Source organism: Planktotalea sp. (genome assembly GCF_039984035.1).
In the GTDB taxonomy this organism is placed as follows: domain Bacteria; phylum Pseudomonadota; class Alphaproteobacteria; order Rhodobacterales; family Rhodobacteraceae; genus Planktotalea.
The window spans coordinates 1-13,266 of record NZ_JBDWVM010000053.1; the positions used below are offsets into that span (position 1 = coordinate 1).

The 13,266-nt window shown below is 54.0% G+C and carries 11 protein-coding genes and 1 pseudogene; 5 read left to right on the top strand and 7 right to left on the bottom strand.

Features of this window, described 5'->3' with window-relative positions; genetic code table 11:
* The first annotated feature begins 109 nt into the window (after positions 1–109).
* Complete coding sequence (locus ABJQ89_RS02340; protein WP_348494665.1) at positions 110–1,090, top strand: NAD(P)-dependent oxidoreductase; 981 nt, start codon at positions 110–112, stop codon at positions 1,088–1,090.
* Between the two features lie 15 nt (positions 1,091–1,105).
* On the opposite strand, the gene ABJQ89_RS02345 is transcribed toward ABJQ89_RS02340, so the two are convergent.
* The 6 genes from ABJQ89_RS02345 to ABJQ89_RS02370 all read right to left on the bottom strand — a co-directional run bounded on the left by ABJQ89_RS02345 (position 1,106) and on the right by ABJQ89_RS02370 (position 6,750).
* Positions 1,106–2,170 carry an ABC transporter ATP-binding protein gene (locus ABJQ89_RS02345; protein WP_348494666.1) on the bottom strand — a complete coding sequence of 355 codons (1,065 nt, stop codon included), beginning with the start codon at positions 2,168–2,170 and terminating at the stop codon, positions 1,106–1,108.
* A complete protein-coding gene (locus ABJQ89_RS02350) occupies positions 2,170–3,255 on the bottom strand; it encodes an ABC transporter ATP-binding protein (protein ID WP_348494667.1) in 1,086 nt (361 codons plus the stop codon). Before ABJQ89_RS02350 ends, ABJQ89_RS02345 begins: the two co-directional genes overlap by 1 nt.
* Positions 3,255–3,485, bottom strand: a complete 231-nt coding sequence (locus ABJQ89_RS02355; RefSeq protein WP_348494668.1) for a hypothetical protein — start codon at positions 3,483–3,485, stop codon at positions 3,255–3,257. Before ABJQ89_RS02355 ends, ABJQ89_RS02350 begins: the two co-directional genes overlap by 1 nt.
* Positions 3,482–4,444 carry a carbohydrate ABC transporter permease gene (locus tag ABJQ89_RS02360; protein WP_348494669.1) on the bottom strand — a complete coding sequence of 321 codons (963 nt, stop codon included), beginning with the start codon at positions 4,442–4,444 and terminating at the stop codon, positions 3,482–3,484. Before ABJQ89_RS02360 ends, ABJQ89_RS02355 begins: the two co-directional genes overlap by 4 nt.
* A 1-nt stretch (position 4,445) precedes the next feature.
* A complete protein-coding gene (locus ABJQ89_RS02365) occupies positions 4,446–5,351 on the bottom strand; it encodes a sugar ABC transporter permease (protein WP_348494670.1) in 906 nt (301 codons plus the stop codon).
* Between the two features lie 88 nt (positions 5,352–5,439).
* A complete protein-coding gene (locus ABJQ89_RS02370; RefSeq protein ID WP_348494671.1) occupies positions 5,440–6,750 on the bottom strand; it encodes an extracellular solute-binding protein in 1,311 nt (436 codons plus the stop codon).
* 386 nt (positions 6,751–7,136) lie between these two features.
* On the opposite strand from ABJQ89_RS02370, the gene ABJQ89_RS02375 reads away from it, so the two are divergent.
* Positions 7,137–8,294, top strand: coding sequence for a Xaa-Pro peptidase family protein (locus ABJQ89_RS02375; protein WP_348494672.1), 1,158 nt, complete (start codon positions 7,137–7,139; stop codon positions 8,292–8,294).
* Positions 8,295–8,380: 86 nt separating this feature from the next.
* Here the strand turns inward: ABJQ89_RS02375 and ABJQ89_RS02380 are convergent, their stop codons facing one another.
* Positions 8,381–10,132, bottom strand: a complete 1,752-nt coding sequence (locus ABJQ89_RS02380; protein WP_348494673.1) for a carboxyl transferase domain-containing protein — start codon at positions 10,130–10,132, stop codon at positions 8,381–8,383.
* 269 nt (positions 10,133–10,401) lie between these two features.
* Here ABJQ89_RS02380 and ABJQ89_RS02385 point away from each other — a divergent pair, with 269 nt between their 5' ends.
* The 3 genes and pseudogenes from ABJQ89_RS02385 to ABJQ89_RS02395 form a co-directional block, all read left to right on the top strand.
* Positions 10,402–11,973, top strand: coding sequence for an ABC transporter substrate-binding protein (locus tag ABJQ89_RS02385; protein WP_348494674.1), 1,572 nt, complete (start codon positions 10,402–10,404; stop codon positions 11,971–11,973).
* A 23-nt stretch (positions 11,974–11,996) separates the two neighbouring features.
* Positions 11,997–12,971: an ABC transporter permease gene (locus ABJQ89_RS02390; RefSeq protein ID WP_348494675.1), complete on the top strand. Its 975-nt coding sequence runs from the start codon at positions 11,997–11,999 to the stop codon at positions 12,969–12,971.
* Positions 12,968–13,266: pseudogene (locus ABJQ89_RS02395) on the top strand (ABC transporter permease); the annotation flags it as partial. The gene ABJQ89_RS02390 and the pseudogene ABJQ89_RS02395, both read left to right, overlap by 4 nt.

Below are 13,266 nucleotides of genomic sequence, written 5' to 3' on the forward strand. Positions count from 1 at the left end.
TGGCGCCCTTTCCATGGCATTGATGAATTCGCACCTGCGCGGCGCGATGAGTTATTGGACCGAACTACTGGAAGATACGAGCGCCAAACCAAATAAATAAGAGGTGCGCATGACCAGCTCCAAGATCATTTTCTCGACCCATGTGCTGCACCCTGAGATCACTGAACAGCTCTCGCAGCTTGGCGAATATCGCGTAGCCACTGCCCCGACGCCAGAGGCCATTGATGCAGAGAGCAAAGGCGCAAACATCATTGTCGTGCGCGCCAAAATCGCACCTGAAATTATTGAGCGCGAGACTGGCCTAATCGCCTGTGTCCGCCATGGGGCTGGTTTGGACATGATCCCGATGGAGACAGCCACGCAAGCGGGCGTATTGGTGGCGAACGTTCCAGGTGCCAACGCGACCACCGTTGCCGAACATGCGATTTGGTCCACCCTTGCGCTGCTTCGTAAATACCCCGCTGTGAACGCCGATCTGCGCGGCACCGGCTGGGAAGCGGGCCGAGCGCATTCCAATGACGGGCGCGAGTTATCAGGCAGAACCGTGGGCATTTTGGGCGTTGGCAATGTTGGTCGCCAAATCGCAAACATTGCACGGCTCGGCTTTGGCTGCCCTGTCATCGCACATACGCGAACGCCAGCGAATTTGCCCGATGGCATTTCTGCGGTCTCCTTTGAGGATTTGATCAAACGCTCGGATGTTTTGGTACTGTCCTGTCCCTTGACCGATCAAACGCGTGGCATATTAAGCCGCGACGCGATAACCAAAATGAAGCCCGGCGCGATCGTTATCAACGTCGCGCGCGGCCCCGTGACGGACGAAGATGCGTTAAGTGATGCGTTGCAATCAGGTCATTTGGGCGGTGCAGCTATTGATGTGTTTAGCGAACAACCTTTGCCACCCACGCATCCATTCCTTGCGCTTTCAAACATTATCTTAACGCCGCATATGGCTGGAATCACTGAAGAAAGCATGCTTCGCATGGGCCAAGGTGTTGTATCTGAAACGCGGCTTATTCTGTCTGGAAAACAGCCCGAAAACTTCTGTAATCCGGACGTCTGGAACGACTACCGAGCGCGGTTCTCCTGATACAATCTCGCGCGACTAAAGCGCGAGATTGCGACCTGTTTCTGGATCGAAATACAGCACCTTTTCAGGTTTCCAACCAAAGCGAAGCGTATCATCGATCGCCACCTTCATTTTCGCAGACACCGTTGCATGGACGTGCATGCCGCCAAATTCCAGCGTAATGATTTTGATCACCCCGTGGTTTTCCACGTCAAACACCCGCGCCTCGACGGGGCCATCATCGGACACCACAACGTTCTCAGGGCGAATACCAAAACGAAGCTTTTGACCGTCCTCGCCAATTGGTTCAGCCAAAGGCAACGTTGCAACAGACATCAGCTGTGCAGAATTGCCCGCAAGCACGCCATCCAGCAAGTTCATTTGCGGCGTACCAACAGAGCGTGCGACAAAGGTGTTGAGAGGCTTGGAATAGATCTCATCCGGCGTTCCGACCTGAACCAACCGTCCCTTATCCAAAACGCCAATTTTATCGCCCATGGACATGGCCTCGACCTGATCGTGGGTCACAAACACAAAGGTCGCGCCAAGATCGTGGTGCAGTTTCTTCAGCTCTACCCGTAGTACGTCCCGCAGATTTGCATCGAGCGCCGAGAGCGGTTCATCCATGAGGAACACACGAGGCTCTCGCACAATCGCGCGTCCGATGGACACACGCTGCATTTCGCCGCCCGAAAGCTTTTCAACCTTACGATCCAGTAAACGCGTGATTTGCAGCGTTTCAGCAGCGCGTTCAACGCGTTCTTTGATCTGTTCAGGTGTGAAATTCTGGGTGCGCGATTTCAGTGGAAATTCAAGGTTGCCGCGTACCGTCAGACGTGGATAGAGCGAATATTGTTGTAGCACCAAAGCCACGTCGCGTTCGGCTGCATTCCACGATGTTGCGTCTTCACCATCGATAAGGATTTGGCCCGCATCCGGTTTTTCCAACCCTGCAATCACCCGCAAAGTCGTTGTTTTACCAGCGCCGGTTTGACCCAGAAGAACAAAAAATTCACCGTCTTTGATATCCAAATCCACACCACGAAGCGCCGTGTTCGATCCGAATTTTTTTGAGATCGCTTGAAGCGTAATATCAGCCATTAGACCGCTCCCCGCAGGTTCAATTCTGTTTTGTTATCAAAGAAGTGCGCTTGAGAGGCGTCAAGGCCAACCCAAACGGACTGCCCCTCGCCGCCGACAAATCCGCTCTCTGTGCGCGCGCGCAGGACGGTGTCGCCGAGCCGCACATCGACAATGTCATGACTGCCCAACGGTTCGATATTGGTGCTCACAGCTTCGACGTACCCTTGTGTTTGCTGATCTGCGATGAGCACGGCTTCTGGGCGAATGCCAAGCTTCACGCCTTCGGTGGTTTTGCGTAGACCTGACAGCAAATTTTCGTCCAGCGCAAAACCACCGCCTCCCGCCAATGTGGCGTGAGTGCCTTCAATCGAAATATCCGCGATATTCATGATCGGTGAACCGACAAACTTTGCCACAAACAGGTTCGTGGGGTTCAGATAAACGTCGTCGGGTGATCCAACCTGTTGCAGCACACCGTCATGCAAAATGACGATACGATCCGCGAGGCTCATCGCCTCGATCTGATCGTGGGTGACGTAGACAGACGTGGAGCCGCGGGCGATGTGCAGGCGTTTGATCTCTGCGCGCATCTGTTCGCGCAGCTTGGAATCGAGCACGCCAAGCGGTTCATCCATCAACAAGGCTTGCGGGCGACGCACCAACGCGCGGCCAATTGCAACGCGCTGCATATCGCCACCAGAGAGCGCGGAGGGTTTGCTATCAAGGTGTTGGGAAATCTGCAGCGTTTCGGCTGTTTCATTCACTGCAGCGTCTCGCTCTGCCCCGTCCATACGCACCGCGCGCAAGGGAAAGGCGATGTTTTCACGCACAGTCATATGCGGGTAGAGCGAGAACGATTGAAACACAAAAGCAATATCGCGATCCGCAGCTTTGCGGTCTTGCACCTCAACACCGTCAATCAGAATTTTCCCAGACGTCACTGTTTCCAAACCAGCAATTGCGCGCAGAGCGGTTGTTTTACCGCCCCCCGACTGGCCCAACATAACAACGAATTCACCGTCCTCAATCGTCAGGTGCAAGTCCTTGAGAACCTGGTTTTGCCCAAAGAACTTTTGGACATTAATCATTTCAATTTGCGCCATTAGACAACGCCCCGATCATTTTGGTCATTATCATCTTCATCGTCTTCTGGAGCAGCATCTGGCGCGATTTTGGACGTGATCATGAAGGCGATCAGACCAAACAGCGTCATCGTGACCCCGAATTTATGAAGAAACAGGCTCCAAGGTTGGCACAGAGAGATGATGCCAAAGATCATGACGCTTTGAGCCAATGGCGCGAGAACGCGTTGGTTGAGGGAACGAAAACTCATTTGCGGATGGCTCCGAATGACATGCCGCGCAGCAAGTGATTGCGCAGAAGGAATGTGAAGATGGCGACAGGGATCAGGAACAAGAGCGTTCCAGCCGCGATGACGGTCCAATCCGGCAGGCCACTGCCCACTTGGCTTGGGATATAGGGCGGCGCTGTTTGCGCGTTGCGGTTCGTCATGATCAGCGCGAAAGCATATTCGTTCCATGCGGTGATGAAACAGAAGACAGCGGTTGCCGCCATGCCCGTCAGCGCTTCGGGCAACACAACCTTAAAAAAGGCTTGCATGCGTGTGTATCCGTCGACGAGGGCCGCCTCTTCATACTCCTTCGGGATTTCGTCGATGAAGCCCTTCATGATCCACACCGCGAAGCTGAGGTTGAAGGCCGTATAGAGAATGATCAGGCCTAGATGCGTGTCGTTCAATCCGACGACGCGGTACATCAGGAACATTGGGATCGCGACCACCACGGGCGGCAACATGCGGGTCGATAGGATGAAGAACAGCCAATCATCCTCCCCCTTCACCTTGAAGCGGCTGAACCCGTAGGCTGTCAGCGTGCCCATCGACACCGCGAGCACGGTGGAAATGATCGAGATGATCAGAGAGTTCTTAAACCGATCGCCATAACCGGATGAGCGCACCTCGCCCGTCTTCCGGTTGCGCACGACCTTTTCGCCGCCGTCAAAGACCATTTGCTCCCACCAAGGGGCCGCATCATATTCTTCTTGGGTCGGTTGATCGCGCAATTGCGAGCGCTTGGTGAACAGCTTAACGAAAGGTGACACCTCTGGCGTGAAGACCACCGTTGGCGGGATTGTTGTCGCCAAGTTACGTGGTTTGAACGCTGTCGCTGTGATCCAGTAGATCGGCGTCAGCATGATGATCAGAGCGATAAACACTGCAGCGATTGCTGTGCGGTTCACCCATTTTTCGCGGGGGGTACGGACACCAGCCATTTTAGCGTTCTTTCACTTTATTGAGGTATTTCACGTAAATATTAGTGATCGCGACAACCATGATCAGAACGATGTAGGCAAAGGCGCTCGACATGCCGGTCTGCCATTCTTGGAAGGCCATCTTATAGAGCCGGATCGCAATCAGTTCGGTGTTGGGCTGGGACGACAGAACGTAGGCCAAATCAAAGGTCTTGAAGGCCTCCATCGTGCGGAAAATGATCGCAATCATCAGGATCGGCGCAACCAACGGCAAGGTGATGCGGAAGAAGGTATAAATGCTGCCCGCACGGTCGATCTCGGCGGCTTCGTATAGATGCTTAGGCACCGCTGAGAGACCGGCCAGGGAGAGCAGCATAACAAAAGGCGACCACATCCAAATATCAACGATTGCAATGGCATAGAGCGCCATATCAGGGTCAGCGAGCCATTCGAACTTACCTAGGCCGAGGAAGTGGTTGATGATGCCGAAGTTGGGATCATAAAGCAGCTTCCAAAACAGGCCGACAACCGCCATCGACAGCATCATCGGCAAGAGCAGCAGCGTGGTAATCAGGCCCTTTACAGGGATCGTGCGGTTCAGCAGCATCGCAAGCCCAAAACCTACAATCACTTGCCCTGTCACGGAAATCAGAACGTATTTTGCGGTAATGGAAAAGTTCTTCCAAATGAACGGGTCGTTCAGCAAATCACGGTAGTTTTGCAAGCCAACAAAATTCGCAGGCGCGCGCGTGGAGGCGCGGAAATCCGTAAAGGAATAGGCCAATGAATAAAGCAGCGGGAAGATGTTAAAGATGATCAGGAAGGCAATCGTCGGAATGATAAACAGGTTCCGGATTGTAAGATCGCTAAACCCTTTTGCCGCAGCGCGGGAATTGGGATCAAGCTTGGTGATGACGTCTGAGGGCACTCTTATGCTTCCTTCAAATCTTCAAGGTGGTCTGGAATAAAAGGGGCGCGAACGCGCGCCCCTTTCCTAGCACTCAAAGCAACAAAGCTTATTGGCCGCGGCCATACTTCGCAAAGGTCGCTTCCCAGTCAGCCGCCAAAGCATCAAGCGTTTCTTGCGCTGTGCCTTCGCCGCCCACGATGAACGGATAGAGACGCTGGTTCGCAGATGTCAGAAGCTCGGCAAACTCTGGAACGGCCCAGAAATCCTTCACTTTGAACATCGTCTGATAGAACGCTTCATTGTATGGCGTCGCTTTACGGAACTCTTCAGATTCCAGCACGGCCGCGCTTGCAGTGTAGCCACCGAGCTCTGCCCAACGCTTTTGCGTTTCGTCTTTGATGAACCACTCAAGGAACTCCATGGATGCCTCTTTGTTGTTGGAATATTCCACAACAGAGATGCCCTGCCCGCCAAGCGCCGCGAACTGATCGCCGTCTGGACCTGCCGGGTTCGCGAAGAAACCAGTGTTGGCCGCATGCGGGTTTGTCGCCTCATTGAGCAGTGCTGGGAAGAAGGCGAAGTAGTTCATGGACATCGCCACGAGGCCTTCGGTGATCGCTTGGTTGTTCTCAACAAAGAAGGTCTTTGCCCAGCCCGGAGGCGTGTAGCTGTAGAGTTCCTTGTAGTTCTCAAGCGCTGCAACTGCCTTTTCGGAGTTTACAAAGCCATCAACCGCGTAGGTTTCAAAATCACCTAGCTCAGCACCGTAAGAGAAGATCGCATTCTCAACGCCCATGACCATCGCGTCATAGCTGTTGTCGGTATAGATCGCGATGCCGTAACGGTCCTCATCTGGACGGTGGAAGAACTCGGAAATATCCGTCAGCTGCGCCCATGTGGCAGGCGGCGCAAGTTCATAGCCGTACTTCTCCTTGAAGGCTGCCATTTCAGCAGGATCTTCAAACCAATCTTTACGATAGGACCAACCAACAGCGTCGCCCTCTGCTGGGATCGCCCAGAACTTACCAGAGTTCCCAGGGTATTCCGCGTAGTATTTCACTGTCGCGGGCGCCATGACTTCGCCAAGGTTATGCTTTTGGAAAAAGTCCGTCAGATCAACGTAGTGACCGCCTTCTGACGCCGCGCCAAGCCACTGGCTATCGCCCACGATCATGTCATACGCGCTACCGCGTGCGTTGAATTCTGTGAAGGCTTTGGTCTGAAAATCCGACCAAGGCGTCGTTTCAACGGTCACTGAAATGCCCGTCTCTTCTTCATACTCGTTTACAAGCTCTTGCAGATAGTTTGCAGGGTCCCATTCCGCCCAAAAGATCACCAGATCTTCAGCGAGCGCCGATGAGGCAGACAATGCACCAATTGCAACGCCAGCCAGCATGCCACTAACGGTCTTCTTCATAAAAAATCCTCCCAGATTTCGTTTCAATTTGCTCTTTGGTTCTTCCGTTTTCGTGCGCGCACAAAAGACGAAATCCGCCGTATGCAGTTTTCTTCTCCCTTTTTGGTAATACCAGATACAAGAACCTGTCAAGACATTCTTTGCTGCTTAAAACCGCCAAAAATCAGCAAAAATACTGAATAAACTCACATATATTACAAAAAACTTTGATTTTTCATTTCGCTTCTTCCGTGCCACGGCCCGAAAAGCGATGGACATTTCAGAACGAAGCCCTGATAATTGGCCCGACCAGTTTGGAAAACTCGCTTGAAGCTATGTGCCAAACGACTCAGTTACACATATCGATGTGAAATTGATCACATCCCCTTAGGCTTGGAGACCCTGCAATGCGCGCGTTGAACTACACCTTTGAACATCTTGATACCCTGATGGATGACGCCAATCTGGACGCCATGCTGATCACGTCTAAGCACAACGTAAAATACCTGCTCGGCGGCTATAGCTTTCTGTTTTTCTCTGCGATGGATGCCATCGGGCACAGCCGTTACTTGCCTGTCTTCATCTACATAAAGGGTCAGAAAGATCAGACCGCTTACATCGGCAATACGATGGAAAAATGGGAAGTTGAAAACGTCCCGCTTTGGGCACCGCATATTTATCCTGTGTCTTGGCGATCGGACGACAGCGCGACGCAAGCGATTGAACATCTCGGCAAAATGGGTTTTGACAAAGGACGTATCGGCATTGAAGCGCCTTTCATGCCATCGGATGCGCTTGATCTCATGCGCGGCGCCCTGCCCGATTGCAGCTATCACGACGTCACAGCGGTCATGCAAAACCTGCGCGCCGTAAAAACACCCGCTGAATTGGATCTGCTGCGCGAAGCGTCAGAACGCATCACCGATTCCATGCAGGCCACGATCGCCGCATCGGGCGTGGGCAGCACCAAGCACGAAATCATCGAGCGCCTGCGCCAAGAAGAGGTGAAACGCGGTTTGCACTTCGAATACTGCTTGCTGACCCTCGGCAACAGCTTCAACCGGACCGCCTCTGATCAGGCTTGGGCCGAGGGTGAATTGATGTCGATCGATTCAGGCGGCAACCTTGATGGATATATCGGTGACATTTGCCGCATGGGGTTCTTGGGCGAACCTGATCAACAAATGATCGATCTGCTTGGCGAAATCGAAGAAATCCAGCAATCGACCTTCAACACGATCAAAGCAGGCACCACAGGCGCTGAGGTTATCGCTGCCGGTCAAGCCGCCCTCGCGCGCCAACCGAACAAGCAATACACCGACTTCTTCGGGCACGGCATGGGGCTTGTCAGCCACGAGGCGCCGTTCCTGTTGACCAATCACCCTGTGAAATACGATGGCCGCGACGCAGAGGCCCCGCTCAAAGCAGGTATGGTTCTATCCATCGAAACCCACATGCAGCACCCAGAGCGCGGCTTTGTGAAGCTTGAGGACACTGTGACCGTCACGGAGACAGGCTATGAAATGTTCGGTACGCGCGGTCGCGGTTGGAACACCACGTCTTAACCGCCGCTGTTGTTGAACTCTAAAACCCGCCGCAGTCTCTGCGGCGGGTTTGTCGTAAGCTCCGACGTTCGCCAATCTATGACCTCTCAGCTTATTGCACGATCCGGTGACAATGCTCGGTCAATCACATCCCGTGTCATTTTCGGGTCGATCACTGCGTCAAATTCCAAAAGACTTGCCGCGTTCAAAGCAGAGCCACGTTCGTAAAGCTCATCGACGAGGCGCGTGTATTCAGCCTCCCGAACCTTTGGGTCTTCAATCGCGGTGAGATGATCACGATAGCCGAGCTGAACCGCGCCTTCCAAACCCATGGCTCCGACCTCTCCCGTTGGCCATGCGCAGCAATAAACGGGGCGGCTGAACCCACCGCCGGCCATTGCCATTGCCCCAAGTCCATAACCCTTGCGCAAAATGATCGTCACTAGAGGTTGCGAAAACCGCGCGCCTGCGACGAAGAGGCGGGAAACTTGCGCCACCTGCCCGGCCTCTTCGATATCCGGCCCAACCATGAAACCCGGCGTATCGCAAAGCGTGAGCAGCGGCATGTTCCATGCATCGCAAAGTTCCAGAAAACGCGCGCCCTTGGTGGCGGCGTCCACATCTATCGCGCCACCGAGGTGCAAAGGGTTGTTCGCAAAAACGCCGACCCCGCGGCCTTTGACGCGTGCAAATCCACAAATCGCGCCGATCCCAAAACCCTGTCCAACCTCAAGAAAACTGCCCGGGTCAGCGACGGCCAAGACCGCATCACGCATGTCATAGGCTTTCTTTCTATCGCTCGGCACGATGTGTCGCAGGCTTTCGTCCCGCTCTTTCGAAACATCGGCAAAAGCCTGCGCGCGCGGCAACCCTAGGATCTGCTTGGTCGCTTCAGTTGCGGCGGCTTCATCCTCGAGCAGAAGATCGAGAAGTCCGGTCTTCACCTGAACATCCGACGGGCCGATCTCGTTTGGAGCCACTTTGCCAAGGCCTCCGCCCTCGATCATCGCAGGGCCGCCCATACCGACCCAACTCTGTTTCGTCGCGATGCGAATATCGCAGACACCGAACAGCGCCGCGTTTCCGGCGAAACAAAAACCATGCGCAATCCCGATTTTCGGCCCCTTATGCGCGGCGAAATTACTAAAGGAAGTCACATTGAGCCAAGCGGACATCAGCGGCGCGACGTCGTAGTCATTGGGCCGCCCACCGCCGCCCTCAGCAAAAAGAACGATTGGCAGACCCTCGCGCCCAGCCACCTCGATCAGGCGGTCCATCTTGCGGTGATGATTGTATCCCTGCGTCCCTGCCATAACCATGTAATCCACAACCATCGCAGCAACACGTCGGCCATTGACGGTTCCGATCCCGCAGATAATGCCATCCCCTTGGGTGCGGCTTTGTAGCTCTTCCAAGGGTCGCTCTGTGCGCTGCGCAGCAATGGCTAGGGCCCCGTATTCTTGAAAACTGTCTGGATCAAAGAGATCGGCGATATTCTCACGCGCGGTACGTCCGCCTTGCGCGCGGCGCTTGGCAACGGCATCTGGTCGAGCGCTATCATCTAGAAGCGCCATACGCGCGTTATAAGCAGACAAATCAAATCGCCCCGCGTCTGGATCTGCAGATGTTTTCGCAGCGACCTCACCCGGTACGAGTGTAATCAGAGGCGTGCCACTTTCGACTTCATCACTCGGAGCGACATGAACCGTTTGAACGACACCCGAAATCTGCGCGCGGATTTCGTGCTGCATCTTCATCAATTCGGTGACGAGCAAAACAGCCCCTTTGGACACGGCGTCGCCCTCTTTCACGCAAACGTCCGATATGATCGCCGTACTTTCGGCCTTAAGTGTCGTCATAAATCTCTCCCGTGGCCTCTGGTCTGGTTGATCTGTATCGACCTAGCTTTGCTCAGTTTTTCGCGCACAACGGTGTGGCGGTTTCTAAGACTGTAATCGAAGTTTTGGGGAAAAGTTGAACGCGCGAAATAAACGTGCCGTCACTTTTTGCGCAGCGGGCCTAATCGAAGCCTGACAGGACGCTCATTGGCCATCCTCTCTTGCTCGAATTGGATGGGCGTGATTGACTGCTAAAATAACTGTGGCGGCTGAAACCAACGGAGAGAAAAATGAGAACACTAAAGTTAGCTTTACTCGGGGGCGCGCTGAGCATGTCAGCACTGGGCGCATCCGCTGAAACATTTCGCTGGGCGTCCAACACAGACCCTCAAACGATGGACCCACATGCTGTAAACTCAGCGCCGGTTCTGTCGTTCTTGAACAACATCTACGAAGGCCTCGTGCGCCGCGGCCAAGACATGTCGATCGAGCCTTCGCTGGCCACATCATGGGCCCCGCTCGAAGGTGAAAACGGATGGCGGTTCACTTTACGCCAAGGTGTCACATTCCAAGATGGTTCGCCCTTTACCTCTGAAGACGTGATGTTTTCCTATCAACGTGCCTCTAACGAAGCTGCCGATGTGCGCTCTTGGTTTGCGCCTGTGTCGGACGTGCGTGTCGTAGATGACTTCACAATTGATTTTGTCACCACTGCGCCAAACCCTTTGTTTCCTGATTCAATCGCGAACTTCATGATCCTTGATAAAGGCTGGGCTGAAGCAAATGATGCAGCGCTGCCTGCACGCGATGCCGAGAATTTCGCGACGATGAACGTCAACGGCACGGGTCCATTCACTTTGGCCAGCCGCGATCCCGGCGTGCGCACGACGCTTGCGCCCAATGGAAGCTGGTGGGATGAGGTCGGACACAACGTCACCGAAGCTGTGTTTACCCCCATCGGAAACTCGGCCACTGGCCTTGCTGCGCTCCTGTCAGGCGAAATTGACTTTATCCAGCCGATCCCGTTGCAGGACATTGCACAAGTCGAAGGGCGCGATGGATTTAAGGTTCTGGAAGGTGAAGAAACCCGCGTCATCATGTTCGGCTTTGGCCATGAGCATGAAGCGCTTTTGTACTCTTCCGACGTAGCTGATGCGAACCCGTTCGCGGACCCGCGCGTGCGTTTGGCGGCGGCTCACGCCTTAGATCTCGCGTCTATCGACCGTGTCTTGTTCCGTGGCAAAATCGAAGGAGCAAGCCAGCTGGTGCCTGCGGGTATCTCAGGTTTTTCTGAAGCGAACCAAGATCGCCCTGCATTTGATCCTGAGCGCGCAAAGGCATTGCTTGCCGAAGCTGGGTATGCCGATGGGTTCTCCTTCGGTCTGAAATGCCCGAATGATCGCTACATCAACGATGAAGCGCTATGCCGTGCTGCAGCGTCCATGTTCGCGGCCGTTGGTCTGAACGCTGAGCTCAGCACTGGTCCTGTACGTGATTACTGGCCACAGCTGCGCGCTGACGACTTCGATATGTATCTTTTGGGCTGGTCACCGGGCACGTTTGACATGGAGCACCCGATCCGCTTCTTGCTACACAGCCAAGACAACGACAAAAAGCTCGGCTCTTGGAACTTTGGTGGGTATTCCAACGCACGCGTGGATGAGCTGCTGCCGCAAATCCAGCAAGAGATTGATCCCGCTGCGCGCCAAGCTTTGGTCGATGAGGTGGTTGCAATCACACAAGAGGAAGTCGCTTACATTCCGCTTTATACACAGCCTCTGATCTGGGCTGCGAAGGACAATGTCGACCTGACACAACGTGCGGATAACTTCTTTATGTTGCGCTGGGTGACGGTGAATTGATCCGAGCATAAGGCAAAAAGGCGATGGTTTATTTTATCTTAAAGCGGATGGTTCAATCCGTCTTTGTGATGCTAGCCGTCGCCTTTTTGGCATTTTCTTTGTTCCGCTTCGTTGGGGACCCGATCACCCAGATGACCGGTGTCGAAACCTCTGTCGAAGATCAAGAACGCCTACGTGAGGAACTAGGCCTCAACGATCCCTTTGTCTATCAGTTCACCCGCTTCACTGGGGATATGCTGCAAGGTGATTTCGGGTTTTCCTATCGCACGCGCCAACCTGTGGCTGAAATGATTGCCAGTCGTATTCCCGCGACATTGGAACTCGGCGTGGTGGCGTTGATTATTTCGCTTCTCGTTGGCGTCCCTGCAGGCGTTTACACAGCGCTGAAGCCGCGAGGCGTGCTGACACAATCCATATTGATGACAACCCTTGTCGGGGTGTCGATCCCGACGTTCGTGATCGGGATCATGCTGATTTTCATCTTTGGTGTGCAACTGGGCTGGCTCCCCACATTCGGGCGCGGCGGCACGGTTCAAATCGGTGGCTGGGAAAGCTCCCTGTTTACAATCGATGGATGGCGCGCGTTGTTGCTGCCAGCGATTACGCTTGGCGTTTATCAACTCACCCTGACGATGCGGCTTGTCCGTGCCGAGATGATGGAGGTCATGCGATCTGACTACATCCGTTTTGCCATGGCTCGCGGTGTGCCAACGGCAAGCCTTCACTACAGACATGCGCTTGCCAATACGATGGTGCCAGTGATCACAATCATCGGGCTGCAATTCGGCGGTGTCATCGCCTTTTCCATTGTGACGGAAAGCGTCTTTCAATGGCCCGGTATGGGGCTGTTGTTCCTTGAATCGATCCGCTTTGTCGATATCCCAGTCATGGGTGTTTATCTCGTCGTCATCGCATTCTTCTTCGTATTGGTGAACCTTGTTGTTGACCTGCTTTACGTGGCTATTGATCCGCGCTTGCGGATTAGGGACGTGTCATGATCGCGTTCTTGAAGAAATACGAAGGTCTGTGGCTTTTCGTGCATTCTCCCGCAGCGATTATTGCGGCCATCGTCGCTGTAATGATCTTTGTAGGCGCCGTTTGTGCGCCATGGATTGCGTTGGTCAATCCCTACGATCTGTCGTCGTTCAGCCTGTTTGACGGTCTATTGCCACCCGTTTGGGAGGACGGCGCGAACCCTAAGTTCATCTTAGGAACAGATGATCAGGGTCGCGATATGATTTCGTCGATCCTTTACGGCGCGCGGCTATCTTTGGTTATCGGCTTGTCCGCACT